The organism is Microcystis sp. 0824 (genome assembly GCF_003112475.1).
Lineage (GTDB): Bacteria > Cyanobacteriota > Cyanobacteriia > Cyanobacteriales > Microcystaceae > Microcystis > Microcystis aeruginosa_C.
On record NZ_BDSM01000030.1, the window covers coordinates 1 to 18,663 of the forward strand.

The window sequence follows — 18,663 nt, forward strand, 5'->3', positions numbered from 1 at the left end:
TGAATCTGGGGGTGGCTATCGCCGTTACTCTCACCTTGTAAAGATTTATTACAAGTGTATTGACCTTGAGTCCCCTTGCCTGATTTGGTATCGGGTGATACTAAACGTTGGGACATATAAACAGTTATAAGGTTGGTCAGGGTTGACCTCTTAGATTCAGTCGGGGGACTGAAGACCTTACTAGGCGGTTATTTCAGGCATTTCAGCCCTATTTCATGCCTAAACGTTTCGCACACCGCTTCAATTTTAGGGTAATAGTTGCTAAAGTCCGCTAACTTCACCAGTGAACCCACCTAGGGAGAGGTTTTTGATCGCTAAAAAATTCTTTCCTCTCCATAAAAACGATAAAATCTCTATTCTGCAAGCATAAAGAGGCTTCAGGCAAATTTAAAGGCACATTTAAGCCGTATAAATCGAATATTTCCAGTTTTTTCAGCTAATCAAGCCATTAATGGCTTGATTTCTTTGCATCTAACCCAAACAGTATAATTTTTTCTTCGATGTATTGAAATTGTTTTTTATTTCATATAAAATACAATCTCAGAGAAAATACCTAGCAATCTCCCATAAATAAACAAAGGAGCCGATGACATCGTGATCCCTGATCCTAGATCCCCAAAACCGAAAACCCTCTTACCTTTTATTTCTCTAGCTACGGCTGCCGTCGTCACAACGGGAATCGGACTAACTTTTAGTCCCCTATCAGCATCGAGTAAGCTGCTGGCAGCTGCGGATAAAGAGCAAGCTAAACAACAAACCGTGGAAATCACCCTGGTTTCCTACGCGGTGACTCAATCGGCCTACTCAAAAATTATTCCTCTATTCGTCAACAAATGGAAAAGAGAGAAAAAACAGGATGTAGTGATTAAACAGAGTTATGGCGGCTCTGGTTCCCAAACCCGCGCTGTTATCGACGGATTAGATGCAGATGTGGTAAATTTGGCCATCGGTTCCGATGTGGAACGCTTGCAAAAAGCGGGTTTAGTTAACCCCGGTTGGCAGAAAGAACTCCCCAATAACGCCATCGCCACTCGTTCCGTGGTAGCCTTAGTTACTCGTCAGGGCAATCCCAAAGGAATCCGCAACTGGCCAGATCTAGCCAAATCGGGGATTAAAGTCATTACTGCCAACCCGAAAACCTCTGGGGTGGCCCGGTGGAATTTTCTGGCCCTGTGGGGATCGGTAACTCGGACCGGCGGCAATGAAGCACAAGCGACCAATTTCGTCCGCAATGTCTATAAAAACGTGCCTGTACTACCCAAAGATGCCCGGGAAGCCAGCGATGTCTTCTTTAAACAGGATCAGGGGGATGTGCTGCTTAACTACGAAAACGAGGTAATTTTGGCCCGTCAAAAAGGAGAAACCGGGTTTTCCTATACTATTCCTTCGGTCAATGTTTCGATCGATCCGCCTGTGGCCGTAGTGGATAAAATAGTCGATAAACGCAAAACCCGGGAAGTAGCGACAGCTTTTGCCCAATTTCTCTTTACTCCCGAAGCACAGAGGGAATTCGCTAAGGTGGGTTTCCGTCCGGTTAATGCTACTGTGGCTAAAGAGTTTAGTAAACAATATCCAAAAGTGTCGAATCTGTTCCCCTATACGGCGGTCGGTAGTTGGGATGCGATCCAGAAAAAATTCTTCGCTGATGGGGCGATTTTTGACCAAATTCAGCGTTAATTAGTAGTAGGCCGTCAGCCGTCAGCTAGATAGCAGAGATAGTTGATCGCTGACGGCAAAAAAACAGGCTCTCTTGGAGTTATGGTGATAAGCAACTCTTATCGAAGAAAGGACGTACGCCATACTCGAAGAAAGGGCGTACGCTATACGCCCCTACCAATCACACCACGCGCGGCGGTAGGGGCGCAACGCTTGCGCCCATAATGTGACATAGTGAACATTTTTCACCCAATGTCCAAGAGAGCAAAAAAAACAAAGCTGATAGTTAGTAACTAAAAAAAGATGTATCTACTGGACAAAATCAAAAACGGAACCTTGGTATTGATCGGTTACTTATTATCGCCCCTATGTTGGTGGAACGATCTAATTTTTAATCTGCCGATCGCCTACGGTTTCGGTCGTTTAATTGCTTGCTTACACGCCGATTTTTTTCTACCGGCGGCCATGGTTGGTTATTGGTTATCTAATCTTGTGGGAATTCTGCTAATGCAATTCGGGACGAAAGAATTAATCGGTGGAGAGAAACAAGAACGCAATTGGCCAAAAGAATTAAGAAATGGATTACTTTCCTCGACTGCCTATACATTAGTTATTCTGGTCTTAATTCATTTTCAGATATTAGAAATGCCCCTGTTATCCTCGATCGCTACTTTTTCCCCGTGATTCCCAAAACCTACTTAAACAATAGCTTAATTTTCTTAGCCATCTTGTTAACATCGCTAAGTTTTACGGATTTAGCGATCGCTATTGACCGGCATCCCCAAGGATTTGCCTGGGAAAAATCCCTAATGCTATCTATTCATCAAACCACTAATTTAAACCTAAATTTTTTGGCCATAAAACTAACGGGATTAGGTACTTATTGGGGAGTGGCTCCGATACTAACAATTTTACTGCTGATTTTTGCTATAAAAAAATACTGGTATGGGTTCGCTTATCTCCTTGTGACCATGGCGGGAGGTTGGGCAATTAGTTATAATCTCAAGATTTTTTTTCATCGAAACCGCCCGCAATTTTGGCAGTTATTTTATCCGTTACCCGATGATTTTGCCTTCCCTAGCGGTCATGCTTTATTTAGTTCCCTGTTAGTGGTTTCTTTACTGATCCTATCTTGGAGAACGCGCTGGTTTTTCGGGGTAGTTTTACTGGGGATTCCCTTCCTCTTAGTTATTGCTTGGACTCGTCTTTATTTAGGTGTTCACTTTCCTAGTGATATCCTTGCCTCTTGGCTTTTAGCGCTCGCTTGGTCTTTCCTAGTTCATATCTGGTGGCAACAGTTATTAGAGACACCCAAGGCGATCAACACCCAAGAAGAAATTAATAATTAGGGTTGGCTGAATATCAGTGAAAGCTTTGCTAGAAAATGGTTTAGGGACTTTTGTTTTCAAGAAAAGTGCCAAAGACAAACGTTGATCAATCGATCCGAGGGACTCAAAACCCTTGCACTTTCCGGAGGCGATTGCAAAGGGTTACGCTTCTCAGTGTGCGAGGTTATTCTGTTATTCTGACTTCCCCTCCTGACTACTGACTACTGACTACTGGCTCCTCACCCCACCAACAAACTTTTTTAGCAAACCCTAATTAATCGGCCTACTTGCTGCAAAAAAAATATCACGTTATACCTAAATTTTTGGAGAAAGCTAATCAAAGCCCTATATTAATTATCGTTTGATATTCGTCGCTGACACTGAATCATGAAACCAAAACTGCGTCAAGGGAAGGGTCTATCCCTGGGACGGTTTCACAGCCGTCCCCTTGCTTTTTTCACTTTAGTTCTCCTCTGCATTTTAACCTTTACCTTAGCCCCGTCATCGCCCCTGATGGCCACGTCTAAATCTGAGACTAAGATAGACTTTGTATCGCCGGTTTGGGTAGCACAAAATCTCAACGATCCGAAGTTAAAAATTCTCGATGTGCGGATTAATCCTTTGGAATATATCACTGGTCATTTACCGAAAGCGGTGAATATAGCCGATCAAGGCTATTCTGTCTTTGACAATGTAGCTGCGTTATGCCGAGATTGGACATTCTGTCAATAAAAAGCTTTTTAGTTTTTATTCTCTTGTAAGGAAAAATCTTTCGCCTACATAACATAAAATAAAAGAAATACAGGTAAAAGATTTTTCAATTTTTTTTTTATTTTCAATAGTTAATACTGCTTTTGTAAAATCACTTGTCCTGTAGATGTATCTACAAGTTGAACGGAACTGATTCTTATAAATAATTGATGAGCCATGATATCACTTACAAAAGTAGAACCTGTTGCTTGTGCTAATATTCTAGACAATTCATCTTGAGGGCATGGACGGCCGAAAATTTCCCTCTCTTTTTTATAATACGGAACGACAGGTTTAAATTTAACAATAAACCTTAACTTATCATTAAGTGATTTTTCATCCGCTTCAACATATTTTTTGGCTTCTTCTGGAGAGAGAGCAAATTGATAGGTTAAAGCGTAACTTTGATCTTCGGAAAGCATTAAAATATATCGATCACTATTAGCATACTGAACAGTATAGTTGAATGTCGCACCAAATCCATTCTGACAAACTATATTACCTCGATTTTTACTTTTAACAACTTCCTTGTAAACTATATGCTTGTCAAACAAGAATTTTTCGTTCCTAAATCCGTAACTGTAATCTAAATTAACTTTTATTGTTTTGGAGTTTATATCGTATTCATATTTCTTGCTTGGCTTAACAACTATTTGATATTCACCAAGATTGTGGTTTATTGAAATCAAGCGATTTCTATATTGTTGTTCCGTTTCAAAATTACTTTTCTCCCAGTTAATCGTTTCGCTAATTTTTTTGGCTTGAGAATAAACAGGGAATAAGTTATCTGTTAGTGTGGACGACTGAAGAGAAAATGGAACTACTGCCAAAATCCCTAAAAAAGTCGCAAATGTACTGGTCAGTAGCCTTAAACTCATGATTGATAACCAACCTTTTTAGACTGCATTTCTAAAAATTGTATATTTTACGGCGGGGAGTGTCAAGCTCGTTGTGTTTAACCATCTTGCCCAAGATGGTTTTTTTGTTAGGGTAGGTTCCCGAGGACGACCAAGTTAGACGGACGCAAAAAAACCTCGGCGCTCATCCCGAGGTGAATTTAGGAGATTTGAGCTTGTGTTGACGTGAAGTTGACGTAAATTAGCTAAGGGCGTTGATCACATAATCAATGTAGGAATTAGCTTCTACAGCAGCATCCCCACTTAATCCGTGATTGGTTTTGATGTATTTTAAGGCTTCGATATACCAGCTAGGAGATAGTTCAAAGGCACTATTAATTTCACTCAAACCGGCGACTAGATATTCATCGATCGGGCCCGTACCGCCTACCACGAGGGCATAGGTGATAATTCGGATATAGTAGCCGATATCGCGAACGCACTTGGATTTCCCCCGCTCATCGTAGGCATAGTTCGGCCCCTGGAGTTGGGTGGTGTAGGGAAATTTTTGATAGACAGCGTTGGCTGCTTCTTGGGCTAAACTGGGGGCCTTTTGGGCGAGGATTTTTACCCCTTCTAGGGTGATGGCGGCCTGACGGAAACGACCGAACGCCACTTGTAATTCAGCACTGCTGAGAAAACGGCCTTGGGAATCGGCAGTAGCCACAGCTTCGGTTAAAGGTGTCTTGGTCATCGATGGAATTGCTCCTACAAAAGTTTAATCGGATTTAGAGAAGAAAGTCACAGCATCAGGAAACTGCCGCCGCCGCTCGATCGAAGTAAGAAGCGACTTCTGCTAGTAAAGAACTGCAATCCCCGCGAGTGATCCCGTTGGGATCGGCCGCTAGGGCAAGGGAAGCGTCTTTGAGCTTGAGAATTCCGGCCGCAACAGAAGCTCCCGGAACTCCTAGGGCGACGTAGGTTTCCCGGAGACCGTTCAAGGCGCGATCATCAAGGATGCTGGCATCGCCGGTGAAGGTGGCATAGGTAACGTAGCGCAGGATAATTTCCAAATCCCGCAAGCAGGCGGCGGCACGACGGTTTGTATAGGCGTTGCCACCGGGGGCAACTAAAACGGGCTGTTCTGAAAACAAACTACGCGCGGCATCGGTAACGATCGCAGAAGAATTACTGGAAAGACGATTGACCACATCGACCCGTTTATTACCATCTTTGACGAAGGCAATTAGGGCATTGACTTGATTCTCGCTCAGGTATTCCCCCCGGGTATCGGCCTGAGAAACGACTTTGGCAAAGGCATCTAACACCATAGTTTTCATCTCCTATAATGATGATTGGTTTCGGCAAAATATCGAGGTTGATTTCTCTGGCTTTTCTTTATTTTTTCCGATAAAGTATCTAGGAGTTTTTTTCTTGGGACTATACTATCGTCCTTGAAAAAAGTTTTACTCTCCCTTGGCCAGATTTTTTTGTATATCGAGGAACAATTCTTGTTAATTGAATTTAGCGTTGATAGGCGCTTCCAGACATACTTCGTTTTTGCCATGAATTATTTTATAGACCATATTTACACCTTTATTTATTAAAAATTGTTTCCTAAAAAAGCAGCAAAAAAATAATTTTTTAGGATAAATCTCAGAAAACTTTCTTAAATGTGTAAACCTATACTAAGAAAAAGTATCGCTCTTTTCATCTCTCTAATAATTCGTTTAAGTTGTTTAAAGAAATGTGCTTTTATATACTAATAATAGTTCACTAAATTAAGAGAAATTTCCCAAGACAACTTTGCCGATTGTGCTTCGATATACAAAAAAAGTGGCAAGGCAAAAAAATCGACAGGGATAATCCCCGCCGACGTTGTCAGAGGTGCCAACACCAGCATTTCGCAGTGTACTCCGACTTAAAAAGTATTGTAAAACATCTTAAATACATATATAATCAAAAATAGCCAACAAGTATAAAGCAAGTGGGATTATGCCGATCGCAAGAGACATCACCCAATTGGTAGGAAGGACTCCCCTAGTCCAACTGAATCGAATCCCAGTAGCAGAGGGAGTAAAAGCCCGCATCGTCGTCAAACTGGAAAGTATGAACCCCGCCGCCTCGGTTAAAGATCGCATCGGGGTCAGTATGGTGGAGGACGCGGAAGCCGCCGGACTAATTCACCCCGATAAAACAATTCTGGTGGAACCCACTTCCGGCAATACCGGCATCGCCCTGGCCATGGTAGCCGCTGCCAAAGGCTATCGCTTAGTCCTGACTATGCCCGAAACCATGAGTTTAGAACGACGGGCAATGTTAAAAGCCTACGGAGCGCAATTAGAATTAACCCCGGGTAGCCAGGGCATGAAAGGAGCGATCGCCCGGGCCGAGGAAATAGTCGAAAACACCCCCAACGCCTATAGTTTGCAACAGTTCCGCAACCCGGCTAACCCGAAAATTCACCGAGAAACCACTGCCGAAGAAATCTGGACCGATACCGATGGTCTGGTAGATATCGTTATCGGTGGTGTGGGAACCGGGGGAACCATTACCGGTATTGCCGAAACCATTAAACCCCGTCGTCTCCAATTTCAAGCGATCGCAGTTGAACCCTCTAATAGTCCCGTCTTATCGGGAGGACCACCCGGACCGCACAAAATCCAAGGCATCGGGGCCGGTTTTATCCCAGCCATTTTCCGACCGGAATTAATCGATGAGGTGATTATCGTCGATGATACAGAGGCTTTCACCTACGCGCGACGGTTAGCTCGTCAGGAGGGACTACTATCGGGCATCTCGGCCGGGGCGGCTTTATGGGCGGCGATTCAGGTGGGCAAAAGACCCGAAAACGAAGATAAATTAATCGTCATGATTCAGCCTAGTTTTGGGGAACGTTACCTCAGCACGGCCCTGTTTAAAGACCTCGAAGATATCGACTAATAGGACAATAAATCGATGGAATTTGCAACGAGGGCAATTCATGGGGGGCAAGAACCAGACTCTAGCCATGGGGCGGTAACGGTTCCCATTTATTCCACTTCCACCTATAACACCGGCTTTACTACGATTATCGATCGGGATCGAGATTAGGCGAAGTTTTTATCTCATTTGATGGGTTAAGCAATGTTTTTTGACTCGGAAGATTGGCAAACGATTATTTTTCGGCTGAGTATGGCTATGGCCGTCGGCTGTCTGATTGGTTATAACCGACAGCGAGGCGGTCGTCCCGCCGGATTGAGAACTTTTATCATCGTTAGTCTCGGGGCTGCCATGTTCGTGATGATTCCCCTACAAGCGGAGGGAGATGTGGGTTATGCGTCTTCTAATGCTCTCAGTCGTACTATTCAAGGGGTCGCTTCTGGTGTCGGTTTTTTAGGGGCGGGAATCATCCTACAACAATCCCATCGGGAACTAAATAAGATACAAGTAAAAGGCTTGACTTCGGCGGCGACTATCTGGTTAGCGGCAGGATTAGGGGCCGCTTCTGGTTGCGGTTTATGGCAGATGGTTCTCGTGGGAACTTTTTTCACTCTCTGCACCCTCAGTGGCATTAAACGACTGAAGAAAAAACAACCTTTAGCCAAATATATTAAGGGTCGGAAGAAAATATCTCCGATCAATCAAGAAATAGACTCATCGGATAGTTCAGCATCTCATTAATAAAAAAAGCGATAAAAATTATTTTTTTATTAAGAGAGTAAAAGCTTCTTTATAATGACTTTTGAATTAAAAAGTTTATATTTTGTCTAGAATTTATCGGTTAAAAATATAATGAATTTTTTATAAAATTTTCTATATATAAATAATACACAAGTATTTTTTATGATAACATTTAGATAAAGTAACTAATTTTTCTAAACAGGAGAAAATTAAATCATGATCAACCGAAATAAGAGCTTTCAAAGCATCAAAAATCAAGTTTTCCGGCTGCTGATTTTCCTCTTAACTATCACTTTGCTCCTCGGGGGAAGAGGAAATGCGATCGCCTTGTCACTACTCCCCGAACAGTTGGCCGTCATCGACCGTGCAACGGCAACCGGTGGCACCGTGGTGGAACCAGTCAAGAAAAAAAATGAGGTTTCTAGGCCAAAAATTCTCGAAGATGCCCAAATTGCCTATGAAAAAGCCATCCAAGCGACAAAATCGGCTATTGATGACCTAAATGCTCAACTAGCCGCCCCTTCTCTCGACAAGAATATTATCGAAGCTCAACAGGACAACCTAGAGGACTTAGCAGATAATATTGACAATCTAGGGGAAAAAGTGAGCAAATTAGGCAAAAAATTGACCGAATCTGGGGCTAAACTCAGTGAAACCCTGCAAAACAACCTTATTACCCTAGAAAATAGCCTCGTTAATACCTCCGAGACGATCGATATCTTAGCCGACGACACCGAACGACTCAAAGACAATGCTTCCCCTTTCCTGAAAACTCGCGTAGAAAAGACCATCGACGCGGTTAAACAGACTCTACAGGAAAGCGATCGAGCTTGGCAAGAACTGATCTCCTCGGCCACAACGGAACTGGAGAAGACTAGCACCCCGAAATAAATAGGGCTTGTAAAGGCATAAAATCGGTCTTTTTTGGGGTAATTATCGTTTTTACCCCAAAATTCCCCAAAAGCCTTAACTCGTCTAAAAAACCCCTTTCTCGACGGCCTCGTGCTTTTGACTAGCTAAGTACCTAATCAAAATTAATTACCAATCATGACGCTTACCTACCAACCACCAACCCCCCATCGCTGGCACTTTGATAATCGGGCAATTTTGCCCCTCAGAAATCCTAATTTCTGGAAAATCGAGAGTGGAGTCGTGAAAACCTCCACCTGGTTAGAAGATGGAACCCTAATCGTCTTGGGATTGTGGGGACCCGGCAGTTTTGTTGGCAAAACCCTAGAGAGAGTCAATCCCTATCAAGTTGAGTGCATTAGTCCTGTGGAAGCAGTTTCCTTTTCCGCAGTTGAGAGTTATCAAATGGCAGAAATTCTGCTGTCTCATCTTCAGCAAGCACAAGAACTAAGTATTATTCGTAGCTACAAACGTACTGATGTTATGGTCTTGAAATTACTGTCATGGTTAGGCAATCAATTTGGCAAACAAACTGGTAACGGACAATTAATTGATGTGCGTCTAACTCATCAGGATATCGCTGACTTATTAGGAACTACTAGAGTCACAATTACCCGCGCACTTAATCATCTTGAACAACAGGGGGCTGTGGAACGTCTTCCCGTCCATCGTCTTCTTTTACGAGAGGAGGAAATCTGGCACTATGAGATTTAGAATGGGAAGGATTATCTCTTTTTTCAATCTATGAATTGGTTAGTAGCCCTTTTAATTACTAGCGTGACGAGTTTTGTGGCCACAAATCTTGATGATCTGATGGTGCTAATGTTGTTTTTCTCGCGACTTAATGCTAATTTTCGACCTCGACACCTGATTGTTGGTCAATACCTCGGTTTTACCCTGATTCTTCTAGCTAGTTCCCTCGGTTTACTATTTGGGTTACTGGTTTCTAAAGAATGGATTGGTCTATTAGGATTTATTCCTTTGATTATCGGCATTAAACAACTTTTGTCAAGGGAAAATGAAGATTACATTCAAGAAGTAAGAGAAGATGTTAATTATTCTAAAAATCGCTCCTTTTTTCCTCGTTTTCCCTCCCAAACCTATTACGTTGCTGCCGTGACTGTGGCTAATGGTGGTGATAATATTGGTATTTATACCTCTCTTTTTGCCAATAATTCCCCGATGCACGTCTTAATTATCATGATAATTTTTTATCTCATGATGGGAATTTGGTGCGTCCTAGCCTATTTTTTGATTACCCATCCCAGGATAGCTAAAGTGGTGACAAACTACGGACATAAAATTAGTCCTTTTATCTATATTGTTCTAGGTATTTATATCTTAATTGACAGTAAATCCTATCGTTTATTTCTAATGTCTTAACCAAGAATGCCTAAAAATCGTCTTTTAGCTAGACCAAGTAATATCTTTTTTTTGCTATTAATTTTGGCGATTATTTTTAATCCTTTCGTGATTGTCAATGCGGGAGAAAGAGGGGTTTTAATGGTCTTTGGTCAAGTACAGGAGAAAATACTTAATGAGGGCATTCATGGGATTATTCCCGTTGTTAACACGGTAAAAAAACTAAGTGTGAGAATCCAAAAACAACAGATAGCGGCCGAAGCTTCCTCCAAAGACCTACAGGAAGTATTTACAGATGTGGCCCTGAATTGGCATATTTTAGCATCAGAAGTTAATACTATTTTTCAACAAATTGGCGATGAAACGGCTGTCATCGAACGAGTGATCGATCCAGCAGTGGAGGAAATTCTCAAGGCAGTTATGGCTAAATATACCGCCGAAGAATTAATTACTAAACGGGAGGAGGTGAAAGGGGAAGTAGATATTCGTTTGAGCGAAAGACTGAAAAATTATCATATCGGTGTCGATGATATTTCTTTGGTTCATGTCAACTTTTCTGATCGCTTTACCGATGCAGTGGAAGCCAAACAAATTGCCGAACAGGAGGCCAAAAAAGCCGGTTTTATGGTGCTGAAAGCTCTGAAAGAATCGGAAGTAAAAATCAATCTGGCTAAGGGAGAGGCGGCAGCTCATCGCATTCTCCAAGATTCCTTAAGTCCAGAAGTTTTACAGAACAAAGCGATCGAAAGATGGGACGGCAAACTCCCTTTATTTATGGATGATAATCTGCTCAAGTCCCTTGAATTGGTTAAAGATAAGCGAAAAACTAGATGATAAAAACAATTTATTAAAACCAGAAGAAAGAATACTTGATTTTATTGAACTTGACTGCGAGGAACTCCTCTATGCTGTTTAAATCCCGAAAGACAAAGCAGAAATTTAACCCTGATTACTGGCGAGATCATTCGGCCAACGAACGCACCTATCTGTCTTGGATGCGCGCTTCCATCGCTTTGATGGGTTTTGGTCTGGTGATTTTGCGTTTACGAACAGCATCTTCGTCATCTCTAGGACTAGGTTGGTTGTTGGGTTTTGTCTTCGCTATGGTGGGATTATTAACCGTTGTCATCGCCACGCGCCGGTATTTTCTCATCCGGCGAGCGATCGATAATAATAGCTACGAACCCGCTCAAGTCTGGATTATTTGCTTTAGTATAGCGATCGCCTGTCTAGGATCGGGAATTCTCTATTTTGTCGCCACCAGTCCCGATAGCGGTGGAGTGGAAAGCATCGGTTTCGGTTAAAACCCCATCCTCGCACGGAGCGGGATGGGGAGAAAATTGCTCGATACAGGCGGTAAAATCCAGATAACTACTTAGAATTACCCATTTTCCGACCTTTCCCAAGAAGGGGCAAAAGGTGGACAAATTAAAGGACAGGCGCGCCAATGACTGTGGACAGGGACTCCCAAGCGTTGACAATAGCCGTTTCCTCTCCCCTGAAACTTATAAAACCGACAGTAACGACAGGTGGAGGAACAACTGGCAACTTTCGGGAGAGGATTTCCCGTGGTTTCGATCGCTGTTAGTTTTGGGGATAGGGTGGAAATGGTGTCTAGCAAGGAAGTCTCCAAGGCTAACGGGGTTCACTAGCGACTCTTACCGTACCTAGTCCCAAATTATGTCACAGTCGCCCATCCTCCCGGAGTATAACGATTGACACGCTCCTAAAAAATTGAGAAAATCCCTTGCTGCCAGAACTATTCCACCACAACACGCTTAGAAAAGCCCCAACTTAACGAGATCGCCACCATCATCAATACCATCCACTCTGGCGGTAAATAGGTGGGTTGACAAGCTTTTAATAACAGTCTTCCCCCTACCGCTAAAACCGTCAGATAGGCCGCATCTTGTAGGTAAACAAACTCAGCCAACCACCTGACAAATAAACCGGTCAAAAATCGTAGGGCTAACATTCCCAAAATACCACCAGTCAGGAGAATCCAGAATCGATCGGTTAGGGCGATCGCTGTGGTGACACTATCGAGGGAAAAAGCCAGATCCGTAAAAGCAATCAGAACAATAACACGGCCAAAAGACTCTATTGCGAGATTAGTGGCAAAATTTTGGTCTTCTATTTCTACATCTAAAAATTTCTGGCAAAAATGCTTACCCGCTAACCAGAGCAGATAAATAGCACCCAGTACCTCCACCTGCCAGAATTTAACTGTCCAACTGGCACTCACTAACATGGCAACTCTTAACACAAATGCCGCCGCTAATCCCCAGTTTAAAGCTTGGCGTTGTTGTCTGGGGTCGGGAAGTTCTCGCACTAAAGCGGCCAGGGCGACGGCATTATCGGCCGATAGAATAGTTTCTAAGACTGCCAGGGTGAGAATAGTGCCGCAAGTGGTTAGAGAGAGATTTTCAGCTATATCGAGAATTTGAGGGGACATATAATTATATTTTTACTTTTATGACGTTGTAGATGCGTCTTGGTATTTCCTGCTAGGATTCTTGACTATTTTTTTGTCGGTATAAATTTAAGGTCAAGTTCTTGAGCTTGCGATCGAGGGTGAGATTGCTGACCACACTCTCCTTGATCAGGATTTTGGCCAGACACTATCATCTTAGGTAGGGGACAAGCATAAAAGCAAATATTCTTAATTGTCGTTTTAATAAATAAAAGTGATGGAACGGCGAGGGGGCTTCCCAGCTTTGCATAAAGGGAATTTATGGATTTAAAAACAAAGAATATTTGTTTTTATTAAAGCCATTGCCTAGAGTGAAAAGAGAGACTCAAAAGGAAATCAAAAACGATCAAACCGACGCTACTGACAGCTTTTTGTCTATTGCTACTGGTGGTCTCTTCTCGGAAAAATTTGCTATGATATAGGGACTTCTTTAGTATTTGGTAAAAATAACCATAAGTGCCACCGTGTTCACAACTGTTCAACCCGCAAATCGATCGAGCTTACCTGATGACCTATTTACAGCAATTAAAGAGCTTAAACGGGAATTAAACGCTGTTATTCTGGCTCACTACTATCAAAATTCTGACATACAGGATATAGCTGATTATATTGGTGATTCTCTAGGTTTATCCCAGCAGGCTGCCCAAACCCCAGCAGACGTGATCGTATTTGCGGGGGTTCACTTCATGGGAGAGACAGCTAAAATCTTAAATCCGGATAAGTTGGTATTGCTGCCGGATTTAGATGCAGGATGTTCTTTAGCTGATAGTTGTCATCCTCAAGATTTTGCTCGTTTTAAAGCCCAATATCCCGATCATATCGTGATTTCCTATATTAATTGCAGTGCAGAAATTAAAGCCATGAGTGATATTATTTGCACCAGTTCCAATGCAGTCAAAATAGTTAATCAAATCCCTGTCAATCAACCGATTATCTTCGCTCCTGATCGCAATTTGGGCCGTTACGTCAGTCAGCAAACTGGTAGAGATTTAGTTCTCTGGCAGGGTAGTTGTCTTGTCCATGAAACTTTTTCCGAACGCAAGATAATAGAATTAAAAGTCGCCCATCCCCAAGCAAAAATTATCGCCCATCCTGAGTGTGAACCATCGGTTTTACGCCATGCCGATTATATTGGTTCTACGACGGCACTATTAAATTATTCTCTAAAAAGTTCTGAAAAAACCTTTATTGTCGTCACAGAACCGGGGATTATTCACCAGATGCAAAAATCAGCCCCAGAGAAAGTATTTATCCCCGCACCAGCTTTGAATAACTGTGCTTGTAATGAGTGTCCCTACATGAGACTGAACACTCTCGAAAAATTGTATCTCTGTATGCGAGATAAAACTCCAGAAATTACTATTTCTGAAGATTTAAGAGTTAAGGCACTGTTGCCGATTCAAAGAATGTTAGAAATGTCTTAATCAGTTATCGGTTATCAGTTATCAGTTCATGAGACATATCCAAAAATTATAACTCAATCAGAGCTTGCTTTGATAATCTGTACTAATAATTAGTTCGATGCTAAAATGTATATCTATTATTGCTAATTCAATTTAACTGAAAAAATCTGTGGACATTAAAATCATTTTTATTTGGGTAAGTTGCTTGTCTAGACAAAATTTTAGTCTTGAGATGATATTAATTCGAGGTCAACTGATTACTGATTACTGTTCACTGAAATGCTGAAGATAAATTTTTTCATTGTGTTTGATCGATTGAAAAAAATCGACAATGGGACGGGGATAATTAACCCCTAAAATCACCCCATAACGCTTTTGTTCCTCTGGAGATAATTTATAAGGTTCGTGAACTTTATCGCCTTTTATTAGGGCTAATTCGGGCAACCAGTGACGTAAATAATCACCTTTTGGATCATAATCTCTCGACTGTTTAGGGATATTAAAATAACGAAATCCTCGCGCGTCATTACCGACACCAGCAGTGTAATTCCAATTACCCCAATTACTACAAACATCGTAATCAATTAATAATGACTCGAACCATTCTGCTCCTAGTCGCCAATCAATACCGAGATTTTTGGTCAGAAAACTAGCGACATTTTGCCGGCCACGATTCGACATAAATCCTGTAGCGGCTAACTCTCTCATATTAGCATCTACAAGGGGATAACCGGTTTTTCCCTCACACCAAAGATTAAATCTTTCCCAATCTTCTAGCCAAGGTAAATTAAGTTCTTGCAAACCATATTTATAGAAGATTTTATTCCCGTGTTTACTGCAAATAAATCGGAAAAAATCTCGCCATAATAATTCAAAAATCAGCCAATAGGTAGAGTCATTTTTTACTCTTGTTTGCTCATATTTTTGTACTTCCTCATAGATATAACGGGGGGAAAGACAGCCAAAACTTAACCAAGCTGAGAATTTTGAGGAATAATTAGTCCCTAACATTTCATTGCGGGTTTCTTTATAGGTTTTTAAGGAATCACTATCCCAAATATATTCCTTAACCCGTGATTTTCCTGCCATTTCACCCCCTTGAAACGACAAAACACCTCCCCGGTCTAGAATTAGTTCTGTTAAGCCTAAATCGTTTAAACTAGGAAGGTTTCCCAACTCTATTTTAGGTAATTTTGTCAACTTTTTCGGACTGGGATAAGTTGTTCTTATTTCCCAATGACGTTCTACTTGTTTACGAAAATTAGTAAATAATTCCGGCAGTTGATTAAGGGTAAAAGGTAAATCATCAGGATGACATAAAGTGGCTGTCCAAAAAGTTTTTATCTGCACGGGAAACCCAGATAAAGCCTGATTTACCGCTTTTTCTACCGCTAATTCCTCTGCTGTTACCTCTTGATGATAATAAACCTTGGCTATCTGTAATTGTTGAACTAATTGCGGTATAATTTCTTCTGGTTTTCCCCGTCGGATAATTAAATTACCGCCTAAACCTTCCAGAGATTGTCGTAAATCTGCTACGCTTTCTAATAAAAATTTAGCTCGGAACTTGCCAGTTTTTGGAAACCCGTAGGAAGTAAGACCAAATTGACGCTCATCAAAACAATAGAAGGGAATTATCTCTAATTGTTCTTGAATGGCTCGATAAATTGCCTCGTGATCGTGAACTCGCAGATCATTACGATACCAGATTAAAACCCGCATTTAAGTAGTTAGGTGTTAAAAACCATCAGACACCCCCCTTATTAAGGGGGGATTAAGGGGGGATCGGCACCCCCCTTATTAAGGGGGGATTAAGGGGGGATCGAAGCCAAAATCTATCTTTATTGTAATTATCTCTTCCCGTAGTAATGGCCATAGTAACGATAATTGTGGTCTTTCCGACTAACATTATTAGCCACTAAGCCTAACACGGAAATGTGGGATAATCTCAGATCTTCGAGCAGATTTTTAAGCACAAAGCGATCAGTTTTGCCCAGTTTGGTGACGAGAATCAGTCCGGTGGCCATGGCGGCGAGAATTTTGGCATCGGCAAAAGCGGCGAGCGGTGGTACATCGTAGATAATTAGATCGAAGGCGTGGTCTTGCTGTAATTGCGAGATCATCTCCTCCATTCTCTGGGAAGAAAGCAAGCGGGTTGGATCTGGGGGAATTGAACCGGCGGTAAGAATCGATAAATTCTCGTAGCGGGGTAGGGATTGAATTGCCTCGTTCCAATCGAGACCCTCGGCGAGGACATTACTGAGTCCGTGGTCGTTATCGAGATTAAGTCGCAGGTGAATCTGGGGACGCCGCAGGTCGGCATCCACCAGTAAGACTCTTTGTCCCATACGAGCGGCCGCTTTAGCGATATTTATTGCCATGGTGGTTTTACCATCTCCCGGTGATACAGAACTAATCACGAGGGACTTGAGGGGGGAATCGGAACCGAGGAGGCGAATATTGGTATTAAGAGTGCGGAAAGCTTCCGAGAAGGGGGAGAAATTATAGTAGGAGGGGTTTTCGTCGGCCGATTTTAGAGTGGTATTAGAGATAGCAACTTTGCGATCGCCGACTGTTAACTGGGGTAGGGCGGCGGTCACTTTGTCGATCGTACCGAGGTCTTTTTGCCAGGGAATTGCACCTAAAAGGGGTAGTTTGGTATCTTCTTTTAGTTCATCTGCACTATGATGAACGGGGTCTAATCTTTCGGCTAAAAAGGCCGCCCCTATACCTAGTAACAGGCCACCAATAACCCCTAAAGCCAGATTTCGCGTGGGTTTAGGGGAAACGAACTCTTCCCCTACTTCTGGAGGGGAAATTAGTTGCCAAGGCACCACTTGTTGTGCCACCTTGAGTTGGAGTTTTTGTTGTTCCTCCAGAAAACGGCCGAGACTGGTGGTGGCAATTTCCAATTCTCGCTGCAAATCCGTATAACGACGGGCTAAAACCGCCAGATTTTTGACCGAGCCTTTCTGTTGTTCGAGGGCCCGGGCAAGGGATTTTACCTTAATTTCTAGGGTTTGGCGACTGTTAGCGGCTTCCACCAATTGTTGGGTTAATTGTACCCGCAAAGCGCTCTGTGACACCAAAGCTGGGGAATTACCCACTGTCTGGGGCAGTTTTTCTCCTAGGGTTCTCTGGGCTTCGTTTTGCAGTAGGGGCAGTAAATTAGCCCGTTTTTCCTCTAGGGTGGCGATTATCGGGCTATCCTTGGCAAAAACTGCCGATTGTTTGGCCAGTTCCACTTCTACTTCCTGCAGCTGCTTGAGCAAATCTTGATAACCGGGAGATTCACTGAGATAAGTAGCGATAATTGCTTGATCGGGGGCTAATCCCACCTGTTGCTGTAAAGCTTGATAACGAGAGTTAATTTCGTTAAGGGCGACTTGGGCGACTCTGTACTCCTGCTCGATACTGGTTAACTGTTGCGATAAACGAGTTGCTTCTTTATCAGGATCGAGGAAATTGTATTGCTGCCGGAATTGCTGCATTTGTTTTTGTAGAGAATTAACTCGTTCCCGCAGCACGGGCAATTGAGCGTTAACAAAGTCTAAGCCTTGATTAATTTCGGTCTTCCGTTCCTGAGAACTATATTTGAGGTAATGACGGGCTAAATTATCTAAAACCAGCTTAATTTTTTCCGGTTCCTCATCTTGATAGGAAATTTCTAAAACTTTCGTATCTTTTAACTGACTAATTTCGAGATCAGATTTGCCAGTTTTATTAATTAAATCACTGTAGGTAAAATCGGGATACTTAGGAGTTATTTTACTAAGGATGGGGTTAAGGAGTTGAGGACTGGTTAAAACGGCGATTTGGGTATCATAATCGATGTCTTCACCCCCCAACTGAGGTAGGATATCTTGGGTTGCCAACCTGAGAGAATTTTTATTTTCCTCGATGGGTTGACCGATAAGCAGCAGGAATTTACCTTGATAGATAGGGGTTTTTAAGAAAGTATAAACAGCAATCGCACCCGTCACCCCTAGGGTGATGCCAGCGATTAACCACCAGCGATGCTTGATGACGGAAAGGATTTGACGCAGGTTAACTTCCTCTTCTTCCTGCGTCAGGGAGGGGATAAAAGCCGGTTGAGCAAAAACTGGCAGATTTTCTGGGCTTTGAAAACCCAAAGCCCCGTTTTGTCGGTTGTTCATCGCCCCGTTTTGTTGGTTGTTCATCATTAATCAAATAGTCAAGGGATAACTCTATTAAAAGATTTTGCGGTAGCAATCTGGCTCGATCAATCACCGCTTAATCATAACACCGTGCTACAATGATAA

General features: G+C 42.4%; 19 protein-coding genes and 1 pseudogene. 13 read left to right on the top strand and 7 right to left on the bottom strand.

The genetic code is table 11. From position 1 onward, the window contains the following. The first annotated feature begins 594 nt into the window (after positions 1 to 594). The 4 genes and pseudogenes from N0824_RS12500 to N0824_RS12515 all read left to right on the top strand — a co-directional run. Positions 595 to 1,677: a sulfate ABC transporter substrate-binding protein gene (locus N0824_RS12500; protein ID WP_108936995.1), complete on the top strand. Its 1,083-nt coding sequence runs from the start codon at positions 595 to 597 to the stop codon at positions 1,675 to 1,677. A gap of 282 nt (positions 1,678 to 1,959) precedes the next feature. After that, positions 1,960 to 2,340 carry a hypothetical protein gene (locus N0824_RS12505; RefSeq protein WP_108936996.1) on the top strand — a complete coding sequence of 127 codons (381 nt, stop codon included), beginning with the start codon at positions 1,960 to 1,962 and terminating at the stop codon, positions 2,338 to 2,340. Continuing rightward, the gene (locus N0824_RS12510; protein ID WP_108936997.1) at positions 2,337 to 3,005 is read left to right on the top strand and encodes a phosphatase PAP2 family protein; all 669 of its coding nucleotides are present in this window, start codon (positions 2,337 to 2,339) and stop codon (positions 3,003 to 3,005) included. Before N0824_RS12505 ends, N0824_RS12510 begins: the two co-directional genes overlap by 4 nt. Positions 3,006 to 3,371: 366 nt before the next feature. After that, positions 3,372 to 3,662 (top strand): annotated as a pseudogene (locus tag N0824_RS12515) (rhodanese-like domain-containing protein); the annotation flags it as partial. 164 nt (positions 3,663 to 3,826) lie between these two features. Here N0824_RS12515 and N0824_RS12520 read toward each other — a convergent pair. The 3 genes from N0824_RS12520 to N0824_RS12530 form a co-directional block, all read right to left on the bottom strand. Continuing rightward, entirely contained in the window at positions 3,827 to 4,612 is a 786-nt protein-coding gene (locus tag N0824_RS12520) for a hypothetical protein (RefSeq protein WP_103113271.1), read from the bottom strand. Positions 4,613 to 4,832: 220 nt separating this feature from the next. Continuing rightward, entirely contained in the window at positions 4,833 to 5,324 is a 492-nt protein-coding gene (gene cpcA, locus N0824_RS12525; RefSeq protein ID WP_002803130.1) for a phycocyanin subunit alpha, read from the bottom strand. A gap of 55 nt (positions 5,325 to 5,379) precedes the next feature. Then, positions 5,380 to 5,898 (bottom strand): phycocyanin subunit beta, encoded by a 519-nt coding sequence (locus N0824_RS12530; RefSeq protein WP_002733930.1) that lies wholly within the window; start codon positions 5,896 to 5,898, stop codon positions 5,380 to 5,382. Positions 5,899 to 6,565: 667 nt separating this feature from the next. Between N0824_RS12530 and cysK the strand changes: the two genes are divergently transcribed. The 8 genes from cysK (at position 6,566) to N0824_RS12570 (ending at position 11,808) form a co-directional block, all read left to right on the top strand. Beyond that, positions 6,566 to 7,513: a cysteine synthase A gene (gene cysK, locus N0824_RS12535; protein ID WP_108936998.1), complete on the top strand. Its 948-nt coding sequence runs from the start codon at positions 6,566 to 6,568 to the stop codon at positions 7,511 to 7,513. A gap of 15 nt (positions 7,514 to 7,528) precedes the next feature. Further along, positions 7,529 to 7,663: a PLP-dependent transferase gene (locus tag N0824_RS12540; protein WP_108936999.1), complete on the top strand. Its 135-nt coding sequence runs from the start codon at positions 7,529 to 7,531 to the stop codon at positions 7,661 to 7,663. Between the two features lie 33 nt (positions 7,664 to 7,696). Further along, positions 7,697 to 8,233, top strand: a complete 537-nt coding sequence (locus N0824_RS12545) for an MgtC/SapB family protein (protein ID WP_108937000.1) — start codon at positions 7,697 to 7,699, stop codon at positions 8,231 to 8,233. Positions 8,234 to 8,449: 216 nt separating this feature from the next. Next, a complete protein-coding gene (locus tag N0824_RS12550; RefSeq protein WP_108937001.1) occupies positions 8,450 to 9,124 on the top strand; it encodes a hypothetical protein in 675 nt (224 codons plus the stop codon). 156 nt (positions 9,125 to 9,280) lie between these two features. Further along, positions 9,281 to 9,856, top strand: a complete 576-nt coding sequence (locus N0824_RS12555; protein WP_002782481.1) for a Crp/Fnr family transcriptional regulator — start codon at positions 9,281 to 9,283, stop codon at positions 9,854 to 9,856. A gap of 30 nt (positions 9,857 to 9,886) precedes the next feature. After that, positions 9,887 to 10,525: a cadmium resistance transporter gene (locus N0824_RS12560; protein WP_108937002.1), complete on the top strand. Its 639-nt coding sequence runs from the start codon at positions 9,887 to 9,889 to the stop codon at positions 10,523 to 10,525. 6 nt (positions 10,526 to 10,531) lie between these two features. Beyond that, a complete protein-coding gene (locus N0824_RS12565; protein WP_108937003.1) occupies positions 10,532 to 11,338 on the top strand; it encodes a prohibitin family protein in 807 nt (268 codons plus the stop codon). Between the two features lie 71 nt (positions 11,339 to 11,409). Further along, positions 11,410 to 11,808 carry a YidH family protein gene (locus N0824_RS12570; protein ID WP_108937004.1) on the top strand — a complete coding sequence of 133 codons (399 nt, stop codon included), beginning with the start codon at positions 11,410 to 11,412 and terminating at the stop codon, positions 11,806 to 11,808. A gap of 77 nt (positions 11,809 to 11,885) precedes the next feature. Here N0824_RS12570 and N0824_RS12580 read toward each other — a convergent pair whose 3' ends face one another. Together N0824_RS12580 and N0824_RS12585 are read right to left on the bottom strand one after the other, a co-directional pair. After that, complete coding sequence (locus N0824_RS12580) at positions 11,886 to 12,125, bottom strand: hypothetical protein (protein ID WP_233256426.1); 240 nt, start codon at positions 12,123 to 12,125, stop codon at positions 11,886 to 11,888. 138 nt (positions 12,126 to 12,263) lie between these two features. Then, complete coding sequence (locus tag N0824_RS12585) at positions 12,264 to 12,959, bottom strand: TerC family protein (RefSeq protein ID WP_108937007.1); 696 nt, start codon at positions 12,957 to 12,959, stop codon at positions 12,264 to 12,266. Between the two features lie 482 nt (positions 12,960 to 13,441). Between N0824_RS12585 and nadA the strand changes: the two genes are divergently transcribed. Further along, positions 13,442 to 14,401 carry a quinolinate synthase NadA gene (gene nadA, locus N0824_RS12590; protein ID WP_108937008.1) on the top strand — a complete coding sequence of 320 codons (960 nt, stop codon included), beginning with the start codon at positions 13,442 to 13,444 and terminating at the stop codon, positions 14,399 to 14,401. A 243-nt stretch (positions 14,402 to 14,644) separates the two neighbouring features. On the opposite strand, the gene N0824_RS12595 is transcribed toward nadA, so the two are convergent. Both N0824_RS12595 and N0824_RS12600 read right to left on the bottom strand, forming a co-directional pair. Further along, a complete protein-coding gene (locus tag N0824_RS12595; protein WP_108937009.1) occupies positions 14,645 to 16,102 on the bottom strand; it encodes a DASH family cryptochrome in 1,458 nt (485 codons plus the stop codon). Positions 16,103 to 16,230: 128 nt separating this feature from the next. Beyond that, entirely contained in the window at positions 16,231 to 18,564 is a 2,334-nt protein-coding gene (locus N0824_RS12600; RefSeq protein ID WP_233256427.1) for a polysaccharide biosynthesis tyrosine autokinase, read from the bottom strand. Positions 18,565 to 18,663 lie beyond the last annotated feature (99 nt).

Coding starts and splice junctions, on each gene's coding strand:
- N0824_RS12570 (WP_108937004.1), top strand. CDS start 11,410: ATGCTGTTTAAATCCCGAAAGACAAAGCAGAAATTTAACCCTGATTAC.
- cysK (WP_108936998.1), top strand. CDS start 6,566: ATGCCGATCGCAAGAGACATCACCCAATTGGTAGGAAGGACTCCCCTA.
- cpcA (WP_002803130.1), bottom strand. CDS start 5,324: ATGACCAAGACACCTTTAACCGAAGCTGTGGCTACTGCCGATTCCCAA.
- N0824_RS12585 (WP_108937007.1), bottom strand. CDS start 12,959: ATGTCCCCTCAAATTCTCGATATAGCTGAAAATCTCTCTCTAACCACT.
- N0824_RS12595 (WP_108937009.1), bottom strand. CDS start 16,102: ATGCGGGTTTTAATCTGGTATCGTAATGATCTGCGAGTTCACGATCAC.
- N0824_RS12550 (WP_108937001.1), top strand. CDS start 8,450: ATGATCAACCGAAATAAGAGCTTTCAAAGCATCAAAAATCAAGTTTTC.
- N0824_RS12520 (WP_103113271.1), bottom strand. CDS start 4,612: ATGAGTTTAAGGCTACTGACCAGTACATTTGCGACTTTTTTAGGGATT.
- N0824_RS12545 (WP_108937000.1), top strand. CDS start 7,697: ATGTTTTTTGACTCGGAAGATTGGCAAACGATTATTTTTCGGCTGAGT.
- N0824_RS12565 (WP_108937003.1), top strand. CDS start 10,532: ATGCCTAAAAATCGTCTTTTAGCTAGACCAAGTAATATCTTTTTTTTG.
- N0824_RS12540 (WP_108936999.1), top strand. CDS start 7,529: ATGGAATTTGCAACGAGGGCAATTCATGGGGGGCAAGAACCAGACTCT.
- N0824_RS12505 (WP_108936996.1), top strand. CDS start 1,960: ATGTATCTACTGGACAAAATCAAAAACGGAACCTTGGTATTGATCGGT.
- N0824_RS12560 (WP_108937002.1), top strand. CDS start 9,887: ATGAATTGGTTAGTAGCCCTTTTAATTACTAGCGTGACGAGTTTTGTG.
- N0824_RS12555 (WP_002782481.1), top strand. CDS start 9,281: ATGACGCTTACCTACCAACCACCAACCCCCCATCGCTGGCACTTTGAT.
- N0824_RS12600 (WP_233256427.1), bottom strand. CDS start 18,564: ATGATGAACAACCAACAAAACGGGGCGATGAACAACCGACAAAACGGG.